Origin of the sequence: Candidatus Uabimicrobium helgolandensis, from assembly GCF_041508025.1 — a bacterium.
Lineage (GTDB): Bacteria > Planctomycetota > Uabimicrobiia > Uabimicrobiales > Uabimicrobiaceae > Uabimicrobium > Uabimicrobium helgolandensis.
In genome coordinates this window covers 4856530-4878396 of the sequence record NZ_CP165719.1, presented here as the reverse complement: position 1 = coordinate 4878396, position 21867 = coordinate 4856530, and the positions used below count along the sequence as shown (strand labels likewise).

Here is a 21867-nt window from a genome sequence, read left to right as displayed (position 1 = left end):
AATTGAGGTTGGGCGATAACAACTTAACACAAATTCCAATAGCAATTTTTGAAATAACCAATCTTAAAAAACTTTATATTTACAATAACGAACTAAAACAATTGCCTTCAGAAATAAGCAAATTAACCAATTTGGTGATACTCGATTTAGATTCTAATGACTTAGAAACATTACCGTCAGAAATAGCTAATTTAACAAACCTTGACAAGCTATTTTGTTGTGATAATCAACTGACACAAATTCCAGTAGAAATAGGAAAACTAAGCACGCTCACAGAATTGCATCTAAATCAAAATAAGCTTACAGAACTATGTCTTGAAATTTTTAACTTAGCAAATCTCAATCAATTTTCTATTTCGAAAAATAAAATTGCGAATCTGCCTCCAGAAATCAGTCAATTAGCTAATTTAAGGCAGTTTGACATCAGTTTAAACCCTATTGGAGAAATTCCACTGGAGCTTTATAACTTGGAAAATCTTACGGTATTAAATGTTACTTCAACAGAGCTTGTAAAGTTACCAGCAGAAATAGGCAAATTAAAGAATCTTTTTGAACTTGATATAAACAGGAATAAAATCACTCATTTACCAGCAGAGATAGGCAAGTTAGAAAAGCTGAGACATTTGCACGCTTGTGAAAACCAACTTGAGGAAATTCCCTCAGAAATAGAACAGCTAAAAAATTTAATGTGCTTAGATTTTTCGAAAAATCAAATCAAAAAAATTCCTACGGAGCTGGCAAATGCCGGTATATACAACCAAGTAATCCACCTCAGCTTTAATCAAATTTCCAACGTTCCACAAAAGCTACTGGAGAAATTTAGTAATGAGATAGAGTTGGATGATCCAAGCCATTGTGGGATGAAGATCTTAAATTTGGCGAATAATCCAATTGAAATACCTCCACTACAAGTAATCAGAGAAGGAGAAGATGCAATAATGCAATATTTTGAGTCAGTGAAATAAAAAAAATGGCAACTGGATATCCTAGGCATTTTTTCACCCCTAGGGCCTTGTTTTTTCTGCAAGAGGGTTTTTTTTTGTATTTTGATTTTCGAATGTATTAATAATGGGTGGGCAACTTTCCTTATGGAAAGCAATTTCCGAAATCTGGTGCTCAAATTCTATCAGAGTCTCTACAGACGAACAAGAGGTGGATAGTCAAAAGTTCTCTATACTGAAAATATGCACCACAAGGCGAAAAAGAATGTCCTTACATAATCGAAAAGTATAACTATTCCGTTCTTGGTTGGTTCCTTTTAGTCGTGGTCAATGTCAGTGCCACCGCTCCTATTAAAACTCAAAAATCGAAAAATAGATTGTGTCCCTTCGGTGAGCGCGTTTGCTTTTAAATTTTAGATAAAATATCATCAGGCTATCAAAATCCGAATAAACTTTTAGAAGGAAGGATAGCCCATGAAGCAGTCAAAAATTGCCAGCGATAGGCAATTACGAATGAAAAAAGTGCAGGAACAATTTTCAAATTGGAGAAAAAATAAAAGTAGAAGAGGTAGTACAACGCCGAAACACCTGTGGGAAGGAGCAGTTTCTCTACACGGCGACTACAGTGCTTATGAAATAGCAAGAGATTTAGGAGTAGCATATAGTAAACTCCAAAGCCTAATTTCAGAAGCGTCAAAAACAAAGACAAAACCAACCCCAGCCTTCATCCAAATGGAGATCCCTCCGCCATCACAACCAAAGCAAAACGAATGGTCGATAGAGATGGAAAAAGTCGATGGTACTAAGATGAAAATTAGTGGTAGCGGTTTGCAAATGCCAGATGTAGCCCTGATTTGTAAAAGCTTTGTGGAGTGTAAACGATGATCCAAATAACTCCACATATGCGTATAGGTGCGATCCGTTCTCTCGAAATTGTTTTTCAATCTTGAGAAACAAGGGATGAGAGGCAATCTGTTAGACAGATTGATAACTTGATATTTCGAATAGGTGAGTCTAGAAAGGAGGGAAATTGAACAATAAAGACAACCCCTATCATTTTTGATGGAGAATGAAAGCGTCACCCACATAATCAGATGTGACTAAACTGATTGTGCAAGCATGGGTGAAATGCGGGTAAGCTCTGAATCCGACATGGGCAATCCCCGCTAGCAAGTGACTATGAGCAGTGTATACAAACGTATGATTGAACTGTCGTTAATATGGACAGAACATAATCGGATTAAAGGTTCCGTGTTAGATCAGGGATTGGATATTCTATGCGTATTCCAATAACCATCCCCGTTATGATCTCGGCAGAAAGTACGGCTCTAAGGTGACACAAAACGAATATCAGGAACGGAGTAACCGGCGTGGATGCTCTATAACTATCAGGTCGAATGGTTATAGTAGGTTAGTTAACCACAAGCTAAACGCTGGAAGGATTGGGCAAGAAGCCAATTGCCCTATGGAAACATAGGGATATGCTAACGTGTCCACGGCAGTCCTAGAAGATAAAGACGTAAGTAGGAGTATATATGTTATGAACCCATCGAGGTATGAATGGAAGGCTCTTCCCTGGAAGAAATTCGAGAGGATAGTCTTTAAGCTCCAAAAACGCATTTATCAAGCCTCACGCCGTGGTAATGTAAGTGCCGTCCACAAACTGCAAAGACTCCTCATGAAATCCTGGTCAGCCAAATGCCTTGCTGTACGTAGAGTTACCCAAGACAATCGTGGCAAAAAGACAGCCGGTGTGGACGGGGTTAAATCTCTAACCGCCAAACAACGGATACAACTTGTTACAAAAATGGACTTAAAACAAAAAGCACATCCTGTTAGAAGAGTGTGGATTCCTAAATATGGAAAACAGGAAAAGCGTCCATTGGGTATACCAACTATGGATAATAGGGCGCTTCAAATGCTAGCAAAACTCGCACTTGAACCTGAATGGGAAGCTAAATTTGAAGCAAATAGTTATGGCTTTAGACCAGGACGTTCAGCCCACGATGCAAGAGAAGCTATTTTCAACTCTATACATCAGAAACCACATTATATATTAGATGCTGATCTGGAGAAATGTTTCGACCGCATCAACCACACTGCACTCCTATCTAAACTTAACACTTATCCTGTTTTACGTCGAACTATTAAAAGATGGCTTAAAGCAGGTATTATGGAAGGTAAATCTCTTTATCCTAGTAAAGAAGGGGCGCCCCAGGGCGGAGTCTGTTCACCCCTACTAGCTGGAATAGCATTACACGGACTGGAAACAGCCATAATCAATGCCTTTCCCACGCAGATATCTCTCAACGGGAAACTGGTAAGATGGCGTCCCAAAATCGTTGTATATGCCGACGACTTTGTTCTCATGCACACCGACTTAACGGCATTAAAGAAAGCTAAAGAGATTACCTCAGAGTGGTTGAAAGAGATGGGGCTGACATTTAAAGCTGAAAAGACAAGAATAACCCACACTTTATCTGAGTATAACGACAATATAGGCTTTGATTTTCTTGGGTTCAACGTTAGGCAATATAAATCAAAACGTCAAAGAGGCTTTAAAACCCTCATCAAGCCAAGTAAGGAGGCTATTTCGCGTCATTTGAGAAAGATCCGTGATATCTTTCGAAAGAACAAACACGCCTCGCAGGAAGATCTTATTCGAAGACTTAACCCTCTAATACGAGGATGGGCTAATTACCATTCTACGGGTGTTTCTTCAGAGATCTTTTCTAAACTTGATAACTTGATGTGGGAAAAATTGAGTGGATGGGCTAAAAGAAAACATCCAAAAACTGGATGGCGCAAGACGATTAATAAATACTTTCGGGATGGATGGAGATTCAAAACGCGAGAAGGTGTCTCTCTTTTGAAGTATTCCTCCATACCAATTAGACGTCATGTAAAAGTCCAGGGATGTAGAAGTCCGTTCGATGGAGACTTCATTTACTGGGCTATTCGAATGGGTAAGAGTCGTATCTTACCTCCTCGAAAAGCTCGTCTTCTAAAAGAGCAAAAAGGTAAATGTACTTGGTGCGGACTGCACTTCAAACATGGAGATATTTTGGAGATCGACCATATAGTTCCTCTTAATCACGGAGGAAAATCTGTACTTTATAATCTCCAATTACTGCATGGACATTGCCATGATACTAAAACTGCAATTGCTTTAGATTGCAGGAGAGGTACTGATGACAAGAGCTAGGCGCGCGAGGAGCTGTGTAATGCGAAAGTATTAGGCACGGTTCTGAAGTGGCAGTAGGGAGAGTGATCTCCCTGTTGACCATAACTTGTGATGATAGAAGCTGAAGATTTCAGGAAAGGAATAGATTCGTTAGCAGCAAGTTGTCGTAAGGTACTCGAAGAAGATCCATTTTCTGGAAATGTCTTTGTCTTTAGAAATCGAAAGAAGACAGCGATAAAGCTGCTGGTTTACGATGGCCAGGGATTCTGGCTTCTTCACAAGAGATTATCGAAGGGAAAGTTTTCGTGGTGGCCAGAAAAGTTTGAATCAGCAGCATCTGTCGAATTAGCAGCATATGAACTGCAATTGTTGATATGGAGTGGTAATCCAACAGGATGCGAAGTAGGTGAAACCTGGCGAGAAATTAAAAACCACGGTTCAATTGTAGAGAATAGTTCCATGGTAACCAACTAGTAGGATCTTTTATCGCTGTTGATAAATTCTTTTGTAACTCAGTAATATACTCGAAAGGATTAGCACCAGCATAAAAGCATGTATGGATAATAGACATGAACAAATCGCCAACGCTAGCCCCGTTGGCGGTTTTATAGAACAACGAATTTTTGCGGTGGCAGATAGCTTTTTTAAGCGCGCGTTCGCAAATATTGTTATCCAAAGGAGCACCAGGAACGTGTAAAAAACGAGTTAACTCTGACCAACGTTTTTGGACGTAGTTAATGGCCTTACCCAAACCAGAATTTCCTCGACAAGTTTTTCATCAAACTGTTGTTTCAACCACAAACGAAACTCTTCCATTATCGGCGCACTTTTCTCCTGATGATATTCAAGTCTTTTCTTTGCAGACATACCTTTTTTTCTGGCTTTGGCATCAAATTCGTAAATACTGCGATAGACTTCCAAAATTACATACGAACACTCCTGAGGAAAATTTTTCGATACATCGACAAAATACCGTCGAGCGTGTGCATTACAGTTAGATACAGTGGCTGATGTGCTTTGCAATGTGTTGTCACTTTTGCCATCGCAAATTTGTAGTGGAGGGCTGCGATCCGATTCTCTTTGTTTTAGCAGCTCATCAAAATTTTCTCCGGCATGTTGGCGACCAGTGAAAAACAATGCGACTTTTTTATCTTTGATGGTCGACACGATTCCTGTGGTAAAAATACCTGTTCTTATTTTTTTACCGTTAGCTTGTTTCTCCTCTTGCTTTATTTCTTTCATCGTTTCGAGGATTTTCATTCCTGTATCATCGTTGGCAAGAATCTCTCCCTGGGCTGCTACTCGTTTTAGCTCTTCGTAGATTGGAGAAATGTCGTTTGCAAGCTCTTGAGTTTTGTCCCATGCCGTTGTTGCTGGCAAAGGAATACCTATACTTGCCTGTAGTTTTCCTAGTCTGTTTAGTGGAAGGCCGTTGCTATATCGCAATAAAGCTATCATTGATTTTGCTGAGGCATCGTAATGCTTACGTCTTTTATTTGCAACACTTGGAACTTCATCTGGCAAATCGGCTTCGTAAATCTCTCCGCACAGATTGCAACGATATTTCTGTGTTTTGTAGACTGTTGCGTCAATTGGTGGTCTTGCTTTTACATGGATGAAAACACCAGCTTTTTCTTCGTACACTTTACCTTTTGGACATTCGGGACATCGATCCCCTGAGTTCAATTCAGAATGCTCTATCCATTTTTTCTCTGCACCCGTGTACTTTTCTACGCCTAGACGTCCATGACCTTTACGTTTTTTTACTTTTTTTTTTGAACAAGTCGCTGTATTGCCTTTGTTTTTTACTTGCTCAAATACCTTCGACGACTTTTCTGATTTTATCCCTTTTAGTTCTTTCTCTAGTTTTTCTATCCTTACATTTTGCGCTTCTAGTATTAGCGTTATTGTTTGGAATGCCTCTGCCATTTTTTCAAAAGTTCTGTGACTTTTACTACTTAGGCTGTTTTTTGATTCTATTAGAGCAGATTGGATTTCTTCCTCTGTTATTTTCTTTAGCTTTAAGCTCTTTTTTCTGCTCATTATTTTACGCTTCTAAAATCAGTTTGCTGTTTTTGTTTTCATTTCCATTCTTAAATACATATACCAAATTTTTCTTTTCTTTGTGAGAAAAATTCAAAAAATTTCAAAATTCCTTGCTTACCGAAGGGACACGACCTCTGTTGCTAAAGAAAAATCTCCGGTTTGTATAGCCTTAACAGAATAGCTACGTTTTTTTGTAGAGCCTGGAGGAAAAGTATCTATGATCCACTTTAGTTTAAATTTTCCTGTTTTACGCCCTTTGTATTCGAAGCCTGCTGGTATTTTTTCGTAAATAGCAATGTCTTTTATTGGAGTCGTACTGTTATTTGTAATCGTTATGGCATATTGTGACTGCTGTCCGATATGAACGAACTTTGCTCCTTTTTTTTTCAATACCAATTCGGCATTTATTAGTGCCAAAAGCATTATGGTAAATACAGTTAACAATATTGTTTTTTGCACAACATCCTCTATTTTAATTAGAACAACTTCGCTCAAAATAGAGAATTAGAACTTTTGAGTTTACTGATTTGTCATTTTCTTCTTGTCGAACCTAAAATTCTTTATTTTTCTGAGCTTAGTTTTGGTTAAGGTTTTGTTATCAATGTTATCAGAAATTCTTTGTTGATACACACTTTGCAAAAAGTTCTTGTCTATCGGGACAGCTTGAGAGGCATTCTCGACAAAATTGTGGAAATTTTCGATTAGCATACCTTCACATCTCTGCAAAGTTATGGAAAAACTAAATAAAAAATATTCTATCTCCGCTCTGTTTTTAGCTTGCTGTTCAAAAAAAATTTTCATCAACTCCACAGGAATGAGACCACCTGCGTCAAGCAAATCTGCGAGGAATGATTCTAAGTCGTTGGACAAGTATGCTTCACTAATTTTGCAATCAAGAATACACTCTGGCGATAAATGAACATCAAAACTTAACAGGCTTTTTAGAATATAATGTGTTCCTTCAAAAAGTGAGGATTTGGTTACATAAGCACTGTTTTCTTTGTATGACCGTATCATTTTTACATCAAAGTGTTTTTCGATGTTTTAAGGTTATGAATATCTGTATTTTTGGGAATTTTCGAGTCCAATCTAAGTAACATACAAACTCCTGATCATTGATGCTGGTCTTCCTCTTGCAGAAGCTTTTTTGGTTATTTCGTGTTTCCCATCAATTACTTTTACAATATTTGTACAGCTAGGAGTCGCGCACAATAAGTTTAATTTTTATCTTCTGATCGCTTTTGATTTTAGCAAACTTCCACTTAATCATCGCAGGAATTTCATCCTCAGGAGTGCCCTCTGTGCCTCATTTTTCTTGACACATTCCGGATGATAATTTATATTTATTTAAATAATTTTAGTATTTAAATATTATATATGCTATTATTAAATGCTTTTGGTGTTTAAAATATTATTTTATTGCAATTTTTTTTTTACTCGATATGGCAATCAAATAAAAAACCAAAGAAACTATGCTTAGGGTCATCAATTTAAAAATCTTCCATAAGTATATAGAAATTACGTTTTGTGTTATTCTAAACTTGATTCAGAATCCACAATAGAAATTAAGAAAGTCAAGAAACATAAGAGTTTCTTATTCTTAAAATATTGCTTTTTATTTTATTCCTTTAAGTGGATTCTCAGTCAAGTGGAGCCTACCCCTGAATTGATCAGGGAATGACACTGGAATGTATATTTCTATTTAATTGATGACAGCCCCTACTTCAAATTTTAAATAAAAATGAGGCAATTATGGCTTTAAAGAGTGGTTCTCAGTTTATCGATTATTTTAACTATCGTTGGTATTTTTATATCACTGATAGAAACAGTGGCCCCAGACTTAGATATCGCAAATATGATACTCAGGATGATAATAATGGTAAAGATAAATATTATGATTTAGACAAGTCAAATACCTGTGAGCCTCAAGTTTATTCACATTATTCTGATGGAAGACTTTATGTCTTTTATGTGGATAGAAACAATAACTTAAATGGTTACTTTTTTTCAGAGGATAACCAGGAAGTTAAATTTAACTTATACTGCTCAGTTGGAGGAGATGAAGCAGATCAGAGCAATGTCAAATGTCAGTACAATTTTGGTGTGACCCCAATTCCTGGTGGGTTTCTTGTGACTCATATTATCAAAGATAATCCTCTTTATTTAAGCTACTTTAGCCTTGAGCAAATAATCAAATCTCAAGATCAAGAAAGTAGTGAAGTTTTTAAGTGGAATGCCGATTATACTTATGAATTACATAGCAGCTATGCGAGCAAGAATGATTTTGATTCCTGTAATTCTACTGCTATTTTGGATGTTGAAGCTAATAGCTCTCTACGTTTAATCATCGCTAGAATTGCAGGTAATTATTCCAAAGTCGCTATTAGAGAGTACCAACTAGGTGATAACTATAAACCAAAAGAAGACACACATTACACTATTGACTATCTTCATTTTCACATTGTTTCCGATTTTCATCGCTTAGGACTCTCGACTCGACCTGATGGGAGAGCCTGTTTACGATTTATGAATAGTGGACCCAAACCACTTTTGATAACACGTGATGTTGAAAGCGATAATAGCGATAGAGGTTATAAGATAGTCTGGAAAATGAATACGTATTCATATGATTGGAAGGATAAAATAGATCAGAGTTTTTTACCCACACTATTTTACATACCTGAATCCCAAAGTGACAGAGAGGAAGTTGATGGTGGAAGTTTGTCAGGCCGAAAATCTACAGACAAAAGCCTAAACCAATACAACTTACTTCTAGAAAGAATCTCTGTTTCGATAGATAAGGGATCTAGTGTAGCATGGGATGGTGATTTCAAATACGGTTATGTTGTTCGCGAAGCCTTAGACGAAGTTCCGATTGAAGAAAATCCTCCGACACTCCTGGGTATTATAGAAGGAGGCCCTCCACTTCCAATAGAAAACTTAAACCTGGAAGTCAATCAGTCAAGGCAAGGCTCTAGTGTCACCTTAACAGATACAGTTCAAAAATCAAACCAGGCAACTGTTAATGGTTCGGTAGGAACTTCTATTGCAATTAATATGAAAGTGGGAGCACATGCATCTGTTTTTATGGTAACGGCAAGTGTTGGTATTGCTTTCGAATTTAGTTTACAAACGGGATATAATTGGAGTTATTCAGAACTTAAAGCAGCTACAACAACAACGACTATAGAACACCAAACTAAAGTTTTTAATCAAGATGGAACTCTTGTTCCTGAAGCGACAGGATCAATACTATTATTAAAATCCGCTGTCGCTGGTTTTCTATACTACTTTATCCCCGAAGATCTATGGGATGAAAAGAATCCTCCTCGCTCACAAGACCTTCCTCCGGCTATACCAGTTTCTATCCAAATTGGGGCAACTAAAATTATAACAGAGCAACTACCATATTTTATTAATCCAGCTACAGATGTCGCTCCTGGTAATTTAGATTCTTACAAGAATGCAGATCGCTTGAAGAGAATTCTCGACTGCTCTCGTTTAGAATTTACAGTCCACGAATCTGGGATTAAAAGTTCAAACGCCTATAACCCACCCTATATAGCCTGGTCGTCAGTAGGTTATGCCAAAGTTATGCAATCGTATTTTCTCCAAGATACTTCATCGAGTGGCAGTTACATCGATTTGTCAACTAAAATTGGCGTTTACTGGGATATTAAAGGTCCTGGTTGGGAAACTGAAGGGTCAATCATGGTAGGATTTGACTTTAGCTATTCGACATCAGATGTTGCATCAGTCAGCCGAAGTCGCGCAATTGATGCCAATATGACCTTAAACTCTAACACCAATCTATACCCACAGTGCTATACCTCTATCACTACTGAGATTTATTTTGTAAAAGCTGATGATACCGTAATCAAATACAACAAAGATGGTGATACAAACCCTGGTAACTATAGCGATGAAGGAACTACATTTTGTAATAGTTTTTTAGACAATCTTACCTGGAACGAAGATACAAAGAATCATATCTCTGCAATGACAGACGTGCAAAAAAGCGTAAACAATGTCATTGTTGGTATGGGGATTAATCCTGTATTATCTAATCCTTGGAAAATTTGCTACGTGGTATCTGGTAGTGAACCAGGTCGTATTTCACCACCTTCTGGATAATCTTAGTACGGTCAAAAGTAAAAATGGACTACCACAAAACTATTTGGAATATTAACACTTATAAGAAAATTTCTGTGTTTATTGAAAACTAATGTGTAATAGAAGAAGCTTTTATTGCCACAGTACGACAAGCGATAAAAAGCTTCTTTTATTACCTAAGGGCTAGCCAAACTGTCGATAAATACAATCTAGATTATTCTTCACGAAGTAGAGAATCCATATATTTTTTGATCTTAGGATCGAAGCACACAAAAACTATTTCATCTAAAACATTTGGGTTATTTTCTACCCAAAACCTAGCTGTTTCAAGAGATATCCGGCATGCTATTTTTATAGGAAATCTATAAACGCCACAACTGATATTAGGAAATGCGATGCTCTTTAGTCCTTCTTTTTTACATAAATCTAGAGCTTTTTTATTGTATCGAAGAGTATTTAATGAGAGCATAGCCATCCTTAGTTTTGAATTTCCATCCATCTCGAAAATACTTATCCATAGTTACCCACCATCCAGTTTTTGGATGTTTTCTTTTAGCCCACCGTTTTAATTTCTCCCACATCAAGTTATCAAGCTTATTAAAAATTTTGGAGGATACACCGCAAGAATGGTAATTAGCCCATCCTCTTATGACAGAGTTGAGTTTGCCAATCAGTTCCTCTTGCGAAACACATTTGTTTCGCTGAAAAACTTCGCGGATTTTATCCCAATGACGAGATATTGCCTCTTTACTCGGCTTGATGATGGTTTTAATTCCAGCCTTGCGTATAGATTTATATTGTCTAGCATTAAAACCAAGGAAGTTGAACCCAAGATTACCATCATACTCATACAATGTATGAGTTATGGTTGTTTTCTCCTCTTTAAATGTAAGACCGATACTCTTTAACCACTCAGCTGTTATTTCTTTTGCTCGTTTCAGCGTTTCCAGGTCATGGTGCATTATCACAAAGTCGTCCGCATAAATAACGATTTTGGGCCGCCATCGTACTCGCTTTCCAGCTATCTGTTTTTGGAAAGGGAAGGCTTCAACAATTGCTGTTTCTAATCCATGTAATCCAATTAATGCTAATAGTGGAGAACAAACACCACCTTATGCAAAGAAAGTTATTATGCAAAGTAATCGACTAAGAAGCCTATAATAACAAAAATTTCTTTTGATTTACTTTGCATAATATTCCAATCTAAGAAAGTAAATTTCATTTTCACTTTTAAAATTGGAATAAATAATGGAAAAAAAACGCTCAAAGAGTTAATAGAAGCTTTAGAAAAAGAACTGCTAAGATTAGGATATACTAATGGTAGCATGACCTTCTACAGAAGGCATTGGCTCAAGTTGCTAAAGTTTGCAGAAGAACGTTCAGAGAATTATTACTCAGAACATTTAGGTATTGATTATATAGAAAAAAACTTCAATATTTTGGAAAAAGACTTCGATGGAAAACTAAAGCAAAATGAAGTCCAAAATTTACGCGTTATTCGTATGTTAGGAGACTTTCAACTTCATCGGACAGTCTTAAGAAGATACTATAAACATAAGCAAATTCTTCACAACAAAGACTTCATCAAAATCATCAATGACTTCAAAAAATACTGTGGCCAAAAAAGCTATTCGAAGGTAACTGTAGATCACTACAGTAAACACTCTGCAAAGTTTTTAGACTATGCTGATTCACAAGGAATTACCTCATGCAGCCAGATAAACTTAGCAATAACTAACAATTACATAAAGACTCTCGCAAGGGTATACATACAAAACAATTGAGCAACAAATATGCTCTCTAAGAGCCTTTTTCAAATATCTCCACACGGCTAAATGTCTTGATATTGACTACTCAACAAAACTTCCCATGGTTCAAGCAAGGAAACAAAAGCGGATTCCCTCAGTTTGGACAAAAGAAAACCTGCAAAAACTAATCATGGCTATAGATCGTGGAAATCCTTCAGGGAAACGAGATTATGCGATAATTCTTCTAGCATGTAGATTGGGACTTAGAGTAAAAGATATAAAAAATTTGACACTTGAAAATTTTCATTGGGAAAAGAAACAACTTACTTTTGTACAATCCAAAACGAGAAAAAGCATAACCTTACCTCTAGTACAAGATGTTGGTTGGGCGGTCATTGATTATCTTAGATATGGTCGTCCAAAAGTAGAGATGTCGCATATTTTTATTAGGCACTTAGCTCCATTCTTACCTTTTAGCGAAGAAGATCACTTGAGACAAATAGTTGTAAAATATATGAAATTGGCGCGCATCCCGATTTCCCCGAAAAAGAAAGTCGGTATGCATTCCTTGCGACATACCTTAGCGAGTTTGTTATTAGAAAATGATACACCTCTACCTGTTATATCTGATATTCTTGGACATGTAGATACCAACTCAACAGTAGTTTATCTAAAAGTAGACATAAAAAAGTTGAAAGAGTGCCCTCTCGAAATTGAGGGAGGTATATGATGAAGAGATATCAATACTATGGTCCTTTCAAGGAATACATTTGGGATTTAATCGAACTTAAACAAGCTATCGGCTACAAGTAGCAGGAAATTTAAGGCGCTTTGATAAATTCACCTTAGAAAAATATGGATCGGCAAAGTTTTTATCTAAAGAAATCGTGATGGATTGGTGCACAAAAAGGCCGTATGAAAAGGCTGAAAATTTCTCATCGAGAATTTCAACAGTTAGACAGTTAGCTATTTATATGGATAATATCGGTGTAGATAGCTACATCATTGCGAAAGGTTACTTTAAATCTGGCGAAAAGCATGTACCTTACATCTACAGAACTAATGAGCTTAAAAACTTTTTCCAAGAAACAGACAAATGTCATCGTAACTACCAATGCCCTTATCGCCATCTTATTATGCCCATTTTCTTTCGACTGCTATATAGCTGTGGACTAAGAGCTTCAGAGGCTAGGCTTTTAAAAGTTCAAGATGTTGATTTAACTGCTAATATACTATCTATACACCAATCGAAGAAAGATAACAGCCGATTGGTGCCAATGACCAGTGAAATGGGAGCTAAATGCCAGAAATATTACCATCAAGTTCATCAACATTCAAGTGGTAAGCGTTACTTTTTCCCATTTGTAGATGATCGACCAATGACTCTTGGAAATGTTTATAAAAACTTTCGAAAATTCTTGTGGCGAGCACGCATATCTCATGGTGGCAGAGGTTTTGGACCTCGAGTTCATGATTTACGCCACACATTTGCTGTTCACTGTCTTAAGAAATGGGTTACTGAAGGCAAGGATCTTTTGGCATATCTTCCTATACTTCGTACGTATCTTGGTCATGATTCCTTTGAAGAAACAGCCTATTACTTGAGATTGACTGCTGATGTGTTTCCAACAATTACATTAAAACTTGAAGCTGCTTATCCTCACTTAATACCCGTACTTGAAGGAGAAGATAGTGAATTCTAATGATTTTGCTAAATATCTTACAGATTTTCTGTCTTCTTATTTACCAAGGCAAAAAAATGTGAGTAAAAATACAATCTATGCTTATAGAGACACTTTTAAATTGCTTTTAAGATATTGCCAAGAACAAAGGGGAATAAAAATTGAGCGCATTACTCTTAGTAGCTTGAACGTTGAACTAATTAAAGGTTTTTTAAATTGGCTTGAAGATGGAAGAAAATGCAGTATTTCAACTAGAAACCAAAGGCTTGCTTCGATTCATTCCTTTTTTCGCTACGTTCAGAGCGAAGATCCTGCTGGACTTTATCATTTTCAGCAAATAATTTCCATACCAGCAAAAAAAACTCAGCAAAAAGTAGTGGATTATTTATCGCCAGAAGTTATTCAGATTATTTTGGAACAACCTAATAAAACTACAGCCAAAGGAAGAAGGAATTTGACTCTTTTAAGTGTTTTGTATGATACAGGAGCGAGAGTTCAAGAGTTGATTGATATTAAACTTTGTGATATACAATTAGATTTTCCTCCTGTTATCATTCTCTCTGGCAAAGGGAATAAAACTAGACGAGTTCCACTAATGAAAAATACGACAAGTCTTCTCCAAACTTATATTTTAGAAAATAGTTTAGATGAAAAATGGAAAAACCAGTACCCTTTGTTTACCAATAATCAGCGTCGAAAACTCACCAAGGAAGGTGTTGCCTATATTTTAAAAAAGTATGTCGTGATGGCAAAATCAATCTCTCCCAAAGTTCCTGAGCGTGTCTACCCTCATTTACTGAGACATAGTAAGGCAATGCATTTATTACAGGCAGGTGTTAACCTTATCTACATTCGTGATTTTCTGGGGCATGTAGATATTAAAACAACGGAAATCTATGCTAAAGCTGATACTGAAACAAAGCGAATAGCTATAGAAAATGCATGTCCTGATATTATTAATGGTGAGATGCCTGATTGGAATAAAGATACTAAACTACTTTCTTGGCTTTCTTCTTTGAAATAAAATAGCTTCAGATATTATGCAAAGTAAATAAGAGAATAAGTCTTACTGGATAAAGGATTTGCTTAATTACTTTGCATAATAACTTTCTTTGCATAAGGTGGAATTATCTCACCAACAATTGCGAATATGACATTGGATGGGATAGAGAACTTACTAGATCAGAAGTTTGGTAAGAAAAAATCTTCTCGGAAACGAGAGCAACTTGGCATAAATGATACCAGGTATGCAGATAATCTAACTATCACTGGAAAAACTCATGAAGCAGTAATCAGAGTTCAAGAGATCCTTGAAGAATTCCTTAAAACACGAGGTCTTAAGCTATCTAAAGAAAAGACAAAAATCTCCCACATAGACGAAGGCTTCAACTTTCTCGGTTTCAACATTCGAAAATACAATGGCAAACTTATTATAAAACCTCAAAAGGAGAAAATTACCCTTTTTCTATCAAGAGTTGGTAAAGTTATTAGAGAATTCAGAGCTGATAGTCAAGATAATCTAATTAGCAAGTTGAACCCTATTACCCGTGGTTGGTGCAATTACTACAGGTTTGTATGTAGCAAGAGAATTTTCCAAAAGATAGACCACCTAATATTTAACAAACTCTGGTTTTGGGCCAAAAGAAGACATCCTTCTAAACCAAAGAAATGGTTAAAGAAAAGATATTGGCGTAAAATTGGTAACCGAGATTGGCGCTTTGTCGCTATTAGCAAAATAACAGGTGAAACATGTACTACATTGATAGCAGCCAGCGATACGAAAATTATTCGACATACAAAAATAAAAAGTAAGGCTAACCCCTATTTTCCAGAAGATCATCAATACTTCATTAATCGACTCCTAAAGAAATGGCAACTCACAAACAACAGGAAAATGAAACAACTTGTTAGACGCCAAAAAGGCAGATGCCCTGTTTGTGAAAATCCTATCTCTACTGAAGATCGTCTCGAAATAGATCATATTCAACAAAGGAGTTTAGGGGGAACTGATGAAATAAACAACCTGAGACTTATGTGTTATAACTGTCATCACCAACGACATAGTAAACAAATAACTTTACAACTTGCGGTACCGGGCAATCCTTAACCGGATAGCCTTAATAAACGCTTGAGCGTAGTACTTCGAAAGTTGTAAGCTGCGTTCTTAGGAGGGAAAGCGGGGGCAACTCCGCCGACCTATCCGACGATTCAACTGTAATCAGGGCACATCAACATAGTGCAGGTGCAATAAAAAAAAAGATCAAAGCCAAGTAATAGGAAAAAGTAGCGGAGGATTTAGCACAAAAATACATGCTATATGTGATGCGTTAGGGAACCCTACAGATTTCTCTTTGACGGCAGGGCAAGTACATGATTTAGTGGGAGCAGATATTCTATTACCTTCTGTCAAAGCTAAAGCACTACTTGCTGACAAAGCTTACTATGCAGAAGAACGCGTTATTCAAAAATTAGAACAAAGAGATATTATTGTTGTGATTCCTCCGAAATCTAATATTAAAAAGCCAAAAGAATGCGATAGCCACCTTTATAAATCTCGCCTTCTGATAGAAAATCTATTCTGCAAACTCAAGCAATATCGAGCTATTGCTACGCGGTACGACAAAACTGCTCAGAATTTTTTAGCGGCTGTATACTTAGTTTCTTGCATTATTTGGCTTCATTAGCTTGAATGATGACAGGCCCTAAATTAAAATTTAATGAAAATAGTTCTACCGCATCAATAAAAAAGAACTGTAACAATTCATCACCTAATTCATTTACCAGTATATTTTTAGTATTGGACTAGAAAGCCAAAATAGCTCTCTAGTCCAATACTAATAAAGAGTTTTCCTTAAATCAATGAATCAAGATCATATTATCACACTTACGATCTGATCACACTTTAATGCTGCGAAACATCTATTTTATAAATACCGCGACCAAAAGTTCCAGCAAATAGCGTGTTTGTTGCAATATGATAATCAAGTTCATGAATTACTATACTTGGAAGTCCTTTACCAACAGTTTCCCAAGTCTGCCCTTGATTTTTACTCATGAATACTCCAACATCACTTGCGACGTATAAAGCTGTTGCCCGAGAATTTGTCACAATGCCATTAACTGGAGCTTCTGGTAAATTCCCAGAGATCGCTTTCCAATTTTTCCCTGCATCTGTGGTCATGAAAACATGTGCAAGATGCTTATCCCATCTATAACCAGAAACTGTAAGATAGGCTACCTGCTCATTTGTAGGGTCAACTGCAATACTGGTAATCCACTCTTTTGGTATATTTTGTGATATGTTATTCCAATTTTTGCCGTGATTAGTTGTGACCCATACGTTACCATCGTCTGTTCCTGTATATACGTAGTTACTGTTGCTTGCAGAAACGGCAATGGTCGTAATTGTACCAAAAGGATCGCGTTTATCATTAGTAGTGAGTTTCGGACTAACAGCACTGAAGTAACTACCGTGATCTGTTGAACGATATATTTTATTACTTCCAAAATAAACATGGCCATTTGTAGGGTCTACAGCAATAGGACATTTCCATCCCTTTGTTCCCGATATACCAGATCCTCCCCAACCAAAACTTCTACCACCATTACTCGAAGCGCGGAAGGCACCGTATTGCGACTCTCCATAAGCGTAGTTTGAATTTGTAGGGTCAAAAGCCACATCTAAACCGTCACCGCCTATAACACCTTTCCAGCCAGTTTTACTTCCTGTCGCAATAAAATTTACACCATTGTCTTGTGCACCAGCTAAAATTCTATTTGGGTCTTTAGGATCAACTGCAAGAGAATAAAATTGAGTGATAGGTAGGCTATCAGATTTTTTCCAACGACTTCCTGAGTTTTTAGAAAGATAAACTCCACCATCGTTTCCTGCTAAACATATACTGGAATCTAGAGGGTGAATATAAAGAGCATGATGATCTACATGCATATCATACCCAACATTTTGCCAGCTATTTCCACCATTTTGCGTACGGTAAAAATTGAACCCTAGAAAAAATACCACACTTGGATCATTAGGGTCTACGCGTATATTGGAAAACCACCATGCGTATGTTCCGACACCACCATAAAGAGCACTGTCATTTGTCTGCTTCCAAGAATCACCACCATTTGTTGTCTTAAATACACCAAGATGATCACCACTTGTTGTTGAAAAGCAAGTATAAAGAACATTTGGCTGCGATTGACATATATCGATTCCTATTCGTCCAGTGTTCTCATCACTTTTTGGTAGCCCACCAGCTAATTTTGCCCATGTATTTCCGCCATCTTGCGAACGATAAATCGCAGATTGTGTTCCTCCATATTTTTGGTAACCAGGTCTACGTATTCTTTCCCACATAGCGGCATACAAATTATTAGGATCCTTAGGATCTATCGCCATGTCGACGCAACCAGTTTTTGTCGAAACAAAAAGAACTTTTTCCCAGCTTTGACCACCATCTTGAGAACGATAGACTCCTCTGTCTTCGCTTTCCCCATAGAGTGCCCCTGTTGCAGCGACATAAACAATATCTGGATTTGTTGGATGAACTTTTACGCGCCCAATACATTGCGTTTTATCAAGACCAAGATGAGTCCATGTTTTTCCAGCATCGACAGATTTAAATACACCCAGACCCGGATATGTTATAGAGCCACCGCCTGGATTTACCTCTCCTGTACCAACATAAATAATATTAGGGTTTGAAGGAGCTAAACAGATATCTCCAGTATTGAGGGTCATTTCGTTATCAAAAATAGGAAACCATGTTTCGCCTTGGTCTGTAGTTTTAAATATTCCTCCTGATGCTGCTGCAAAATAGGCTACATTCGGATTTGTAGGATCCATTTCAACATCGCAAATGCGACCACCAATATTCGTTGGTCCGACAAATTCCCAGGCAGCACGCGAAGATGAAGAACTTAATAATTGTGCACTTTGATCTTTTGCTTTGCGAAAGGCAGCAAAATTAAATTGATTGCGATTTGTGCCCATTCGCTGTCTTATGAACCAGTCAGTTGGTTTTGAATCTTTTTCATCCCCTTCTTCATACTCTTCGTCATGCGTAGCATACTGCTCATTATTCGATAGAGAAGTATCCTTCACAAAACTTAGGGATAATAAAATAGCAAGTGTTGTAACACTCAGAAAAAACAAAAACTCTTTGTGGTTTTTTATATTTTTAAACATTTGACCTCGCTTTTAGAAAATACTTCTCACATATATAAATAGGAAGCATGATAAACAAAAACCATGAAAAATATAACACATAATTAATTCTAGGGTTACCAAAATAATGGTAGACCATATCTTCTCTAATGATAATCGATAGAGATTGCAACAGCAACGACAAAATCAAAAGGCAAATTCCCATATCATAGAGATGTTTACCACTAAAATTTTTACGAATAGAGGTAAATAGCAAAATAGCTACGATAACAGCAATAATAAGTGCTAATCCCTGGATAGACAGCTCTGAAAATTCTCGGCCAAGCCACACACCTAAAAATTTTAAGATAGGAGGGCACACCATTATTATTGTTATAGGAAGAAAATAGCGTTTTTTCTTAAAAGACATAGCTAAAGATTCGCGTACATGAGATTTATTTAAAATTTGCGAAAGAAAAACCAACGAAGACAAACTAATAAACCACGAATAAAACAAAATAAAATTTTCTATTTCGTGCATATAAAAGATTGTTCCTCTCCGTGGAAACCTAGTTACAAATATTTTTTCCCATTTTTGCGGAGAGTCGTTGCCAAATTTAAGAGCTAAGAATTCCTTTAATTTTAACTGTAAAACATCTTTAGATTTAAAATAGAGCTTTATCAATTGTAAATCTTTTTCATGTATTACCAGTTGATTTCGATTTTTAGCAGTAAGGAGGTTTTCTGATAGGATTTCGATCGCTTCTATTTTTTCAGCATCGGTGAATAGGTGAGAGTGTTCAAGAGTCATATAAGCGCTTTTTATAGTAAAATCACGCTCAACAGCTAAATAACAAATATTAATAACAAAAGCAAATACAACACCACCGAAGATCAATATTGTTTTTAGAACTTCTGCAACACTCGAAAATTCTTGCTTGATTTCTTTTTTCATTTTTTTCTCGTGTGTTTAGAGGCATCGATTATAAATCTACCGATGCGCTCTCTTGACAAAATTAGATTGTTATAGCCGTAATTTTGTGGTGTTGGATTTACTAGAACGTATCATCATTCAGTGTATGAGAATAACAGTCGCTAAAATATCATTGTCTTATATTTAGATATTGTGAGTATCGAGCCCGTTTCTGAAAATTTTCTAGTAGAAAAACAGAACTTTTTACGAATTGTAACAAATGCTTCTTGGTTTGATTAAAAGCTTTAAAATCGGGCTCGAGCTCGAAAAAACATTTTGAATGATAACAATCCCTAGTTAAACTTTAGAATCGAGACAAAATTATGGCTCTTTTTTTAATGACAAATCTTTTTTATTAATTTGGTAGAAACCTACCAATTTTGCAATATCGCGATGCGATATTTGCGATGCGTTTTTCGCAAATTTTAATGGTTGATATCTATATTCATTCATGTATAATATACATCCTATCTATATTAATAGTCCGTGGAATGTTGTGAGGAAGATATAGTCTTCCTCTTTTAATTATAGTGTGACTATTATAAAAAACCAACTCATCCTACTTTATCTTATAAATACTCTTCTAAAAACAAAAGCGGCAATATATTTTCAGGTTACACTGAAATTTTATTTATGAGTGGCAAAGATATAAACGCATATATTTACAAAAGGTTTGTTATTTTTAAGATTTATTTTTTAACATCGCTACCTGCCAAACAGATTGAAAATCCGTTTTTAGTGCTTCCTTCCACGTAATTTTCTTTTCATCAGCGCAAAATCTCACAAAGGCAATCGCTCGCGGAATAATAACATCAGCGATATTCATAAACTCAATTGTTATAACATCTTCTTCCGTCACAGGAACTTCTTTTATTGGTATTTGAATTTTCTTTTGCGGTTCAATAATACGATCAACGGAAATAAAATCATTCAATACTCCTACTCTTGAAACATACAAAGGAAAATTTTCTAGATTTTTAATGATAATATTCTTTTTTGATCGTGAAACATAAACATCATTTTTATTTGCTGTTAACTGCGGTACTTTTGTTGCGATCTTGTAATCATTTGTTTCATAAGTTTGCACATTGAGTAATTGTAAATAATTCTTACTGTATTCTTTAAAAATACCAAAGTACTCTTTTTTTTCTAATGTTTCGATTACAATATGACGACCAATAAAATTTTCAAGAATAGGATCGTATATATTACCACTATATTCAACAAGGCTTTCACCTATATTTTTCAAATGTTTGTTTTGTTGTTTTAATTTCGTTTGTTTTAGCTGCCCTAGTATAAGATGAAAACTTTGCGAAATGGCATCGCGAAATGTTCCTAAAATATTACGTAATTTTCGCAACGCTCTACGAATAAGTCCTGGCTTGTATGTTTTTTTTATGCTTTTTTTTCTTTTAGCCTTATTTACATCTGTCAGTTCGTTTTGGTAACGATACACGCATTTTATTTTTGGATACTCAGTTTCATACAAAATTCTACTATATTTGCTATAATTTTTGTTGTGATCATCCCTTTGCCTAAATGATAATTCCATTCCAGTATGATATAAATTCATCGCTCCTTTATAAATAGAACTGTCATCTATTTCAACTGTGACAGAGAAATAATTAAAATCTTTCAGACACTTATCAACACTACGCGCTTTTACAAAAAACCCAAACAATGCACTCAGAAAAATAAATAAGATCGATAGTCCAACAGCATTGTTTAATAAGAAATTAAAGAACTCTGAAGAAGAAATATTCTCATTTATAAAGAGCAAGGGAATAGATAAAAAAATATATAACATAGTGATTTCTTTCGAAAAATAGAAATTTTTTAGGAAGTGTCATCAATTAGATATTAATAATTACTATACTGTGGTTCTGACCGAATATTTTAAGTATTTCTTACTTAAAATAAAATGAGCATGTTTAGAGCAAAGAGTATCTTTACGAGCTTTACTAAAAATGAGACACACTTAACGAAAACAGGCCCTCAATATTAATATTGAGAGCCTGCTTTTGAAAA

20 protein-coding genes and 2 pseudogenes are annotated in these 21867 nt (G+C 36.1%); 11 read left to right on the top strand and 11 right to left on the bottom strand.

Features of this window, described 5'->3' with window-relative positions:
• Positions 1 to 2 precede the first annotated feature (2 nt).
• From UABHE_RS17795 to tnpB, 4 genes are all read left to right on the top strand, one after another.
• Positions 3 to 965 (top strand): leucine-rich repeat domain-containing protein, encoded by a 963-nt coding sequence (locus UABHE_RS17795; protein ID WP_372364583.1) that lies wholly within the window; start codon positions 3 to 5, stop codon positions 963 to 965.
• 450 nt (positions 966 to 1415) lie between these two features.
• The gene (locus UABHE_RS17790) at positions 1416 to 1826 is read left to right on the top strand and encodes a hypothetical protein (protein ID WP_372364582.1); all 411 of its coding nucleotides are present in this window, start codon (positions 1416 to 1418) and stop codon (positions 1824 to 1826) included.
• A gap of 655 nt (positions 1827 to 2481) precedes the next feature.
• Entirely contained in the window at positions 2482 to 4146 is a 1665-nt protein-coding gene (ltrA, locus tag UABHE_RS17785; RefSeq protein ID WP_372364581.1) for a group II intron reverse transcriptase/maturase, read from the top strand.
• Positions 4147 to 4236: 90 nt separating this feature from the next.
• Positions 4237 to 4599, top strand: coding sequence for an IS66 family insertion sequence element accessory protein TnpB (tnpB, locus tag UABHE_RS17780; protein WP_372371636.1), 363 nt, complete (start codon positions 4237 to 4239; stop codon positions 4597 to 4599).
• Here the strand turns inward: tnpB and UABHE_RS17775 are convergent.
• The 4 genes from UABHE_RS17775 to UABHE_RS17760 form a co-directional block, all read right to left on the bottom strand.
• The gene (locus UABHE_RS17775) at positions 4550 to 4876 is read right to left on the bottom strand and encodes a transposase (RefSeq protein ID WP_372364580.1); all 327 of its coding nucleotides are present in this window, start codon (positions 4874 to 4876) and stop codon (positions 4550 to 4552) included. The two genes, tnpB and UABHE_RS17775, sit on opposite strands and share 50 nt — an antisense overlap.
• The gene (locus UABHE_RS17770) at positions 4831 to 6168 is read right to left on the bottom strand and encodes a transposase (protein WP_372364579.1); all 1338 of its coding nucleotides are present in this window, start codon (positions 6166 to 6168) and stop codon (positions 4831 to 4833) included. The genes UABHE_RS17775 and UABHE_RS17770 overlap by 46 nt, the downstream gene beginning before the upstream one ends.
• Before the next feature lie 117 nt (positions 6169 to 6285).
• A complete protein-coding gene (locus UABHE_RS17765; protein ID WP_372364578.1) occupies positions 6286 to 6630 on the bottom strand; it encodes a hypothetical protein in 345 nt (114 codons plus the stop codon).
• Positions 6631 to 6690: 60 nt separating this feature from the next.
• Positions 6691 to 7188, bottom strand: a complete 498-nt coding sequence (locus UABHE_RS17760) for a hypothetical protein (protein ID WP_372364577.1) — start codon at positions 7186 to 7188, stop codon at positions 6691 to 6693.
• A gap of 735 nt (positions 7189 to 7923) precedes the next feature.
• Between UABHE_RS17760 and UABHE_RS17755 the strand changes: the two genes are divergently transcribed.
• Positions 7924 to 10305, top strand: coding sequence for a hypothetical protein (locus UABHE_RS17755; RefSeq protein ID WP_372364576.1), 2382 nt, complete (start codon positions 7924 to 7926; stop codon positions 10303 to 10305).
• Between the two features lie 193 nt (positions 10306 to 10498).
• Here UABHE_RS17755 and UABHE_RS17750 read toward each other — a convergent pair whose 3' ends face one another.
• The 3 genes and pseudogenes from UABHE_RS17750 to UABHE_RS17740 form a co-directional block, all read right to left on the bottom strand.
• Positions 10499 to 10753: a macro domain-containing protein gene (locus UABHE_RS17750; protein WP_372364575.1), complete on the bottom strand. Its 255-nt coding sequence runs from the start codon at positions 10751 to 10753 to the stop codon at positions 10499 to 10501.
• Positions 10722 to 11024, bottom strand: a complete 303-nt coding sequence (locus UABHE_RS17745; RefSeq protein ID WP_372371634.1) for a group II intron maturase-specific domain-containing protein — start codon at positions 11022 to 11024, stop codon at positions 10722 to 10724. The genes UABHE_RS17750 and UABHE_RS17745 overlap by 32 nt, the downstream gene beginning before the upstream one ends.
• Before the next feature lie 78 nt (positions 11025 to 11102).
• Positions 11103 to 11384: pseudogene (locus UABHE_RS17740) on the bottom strand (reverse transcriptase domain-containing protein); the annotation flags it as partial.
• Between the two features lie 225 nt (positions 11385 to 11609).
• Here UABHE_RS17740 and UABHE_RS17735 point away from each other — a divergent pair.
• The 6 genes and pseudogenes from UABHE_RS17735 to UABHE_RS17710 all read left to right on the top strand — a co-directional run.
• On the top strand, positions 11610 to 12068 hold the full coding sequence (locus UABHE_RS17735) for a hypothetical protein (RefSeq protein WP_372364574.1): 459 nt from the start codon (positions 11610 to 11612) through the stop codon (positions 12066 to 12068).
• Positions 12069 to 12222: 154 nt separating this feature from the next.
• Positions 12223 to 12762, top strand: a complete 540-nt coding sequence (locus UABHE_RS17730) for a site-specific integrase (protein ID WP_372364573.1) — start codon at positions 12223 to 12225, stop codon at positions 12760 to 12762.
• 160 nt (positions 12763 to 12922) lie between these two features.
• Complete coding sequence (locus UABHE_RS17725) at positions 12923 to 13735, top strand: tyrosine-type recombinase/integrase (protein WP_372364572.1); 813 nt, start codon at positions 12923 to 12925, stop codon at positions 13733 to 13735.
• Positions 13725 to 14738 carry a site-specific integrase gene (locus tag UABHE_RS17720; RefSeq protein WP_372364571.1) on the top strand — a complete coding sequence of 338 codons (1014 nt, stop codon included), beginning with the start codon at positions 13725 to 13727 and terminating at the stop codon, positions 14736 to 14738. Before UABHE_RS17725 ends, UABHE_RS17720 begins: the two co-directional genes overlap by 11 nt.
• Positions 14739 to 14840: 102 nt before the next feature.
• Positions 14841 to 15821: a group II intron reverse transcriptase gene (locus UABHE_RS17715; protein ID WP_372371633.1), complete on the top strand. Its 981-nt coding sequence runs from the start codon at positions 14841 to 14843 to the stop codon at positions 15819 to 15821.
• Between the two features lie 98 nt (positions 15822 to 15919).
• Positions 15920 to 16398: pseudogene (locus tag UABHE_RS17710) on the top strand (IS5 family transposase); the annotation flags it as partial.
• A gap of 218 nt (positions 16399 to 16616) precedes the next feature.
• Here the strand turns inward: UABHE_RS17710 and UABHE_RS17705 are convergent.
• From UABHE_RS17705 to UABHE_RS17690, 4 genes are all read right to left on the bottom strand, one after another.
• On the bottom strand, positions 16617 to 18908 hold the full coding sequence (locus UABHE_RS17705; protein ID WP_372364570.1) for a WD40/YVTN/BNR-like repeat-containing protein: 2292 nt from the start codon (positions 18906 to 18908) through the stop codon (positions 16617 to 16619).
• Positions 18901 to 19821, bottom strand: coding sequence for a hypothetical protein (locus UABHE_RS17700; RefSeq protein ID WP_372364569.1), 921 nt, complete (start codon positions 19819 to 19821; stop codon positions 18901 to 18903). The genes UABHE_RS17705 and UABHE_RS17700 overlap by 8 nt, the downstream gene beginning before the upstream one ends.
• Positions 19822 to 20160: 339 nt before the next feature.
• Complete coding sequence (locus tag UABHE_RS17695) at positions 20161 to 20292, bottom strand: hypothetical protein (protein WP_372364568.1); 132 nt, start codon at positions 20290 to 20292, stop codon at positions 20161 to 20163.
• 229 nt (positions 20293 to 20521) lie between these two features.
• Positions 20522 to 21646 carry a hypothetical protein gene (locus tag UABHE_RS17690; RefSeq protein WP_372364567.1) on the bottom strand — a complete coding sequence of 375 codons (1125 nt, stop codon included), beginning with the start codon at positions 21644 to 21646 and terminating at the stop codon, positions 20522 to 20524.
• Between the last annotated feature and the right edge of the window lie 221 nt (positions 21647 to 21867).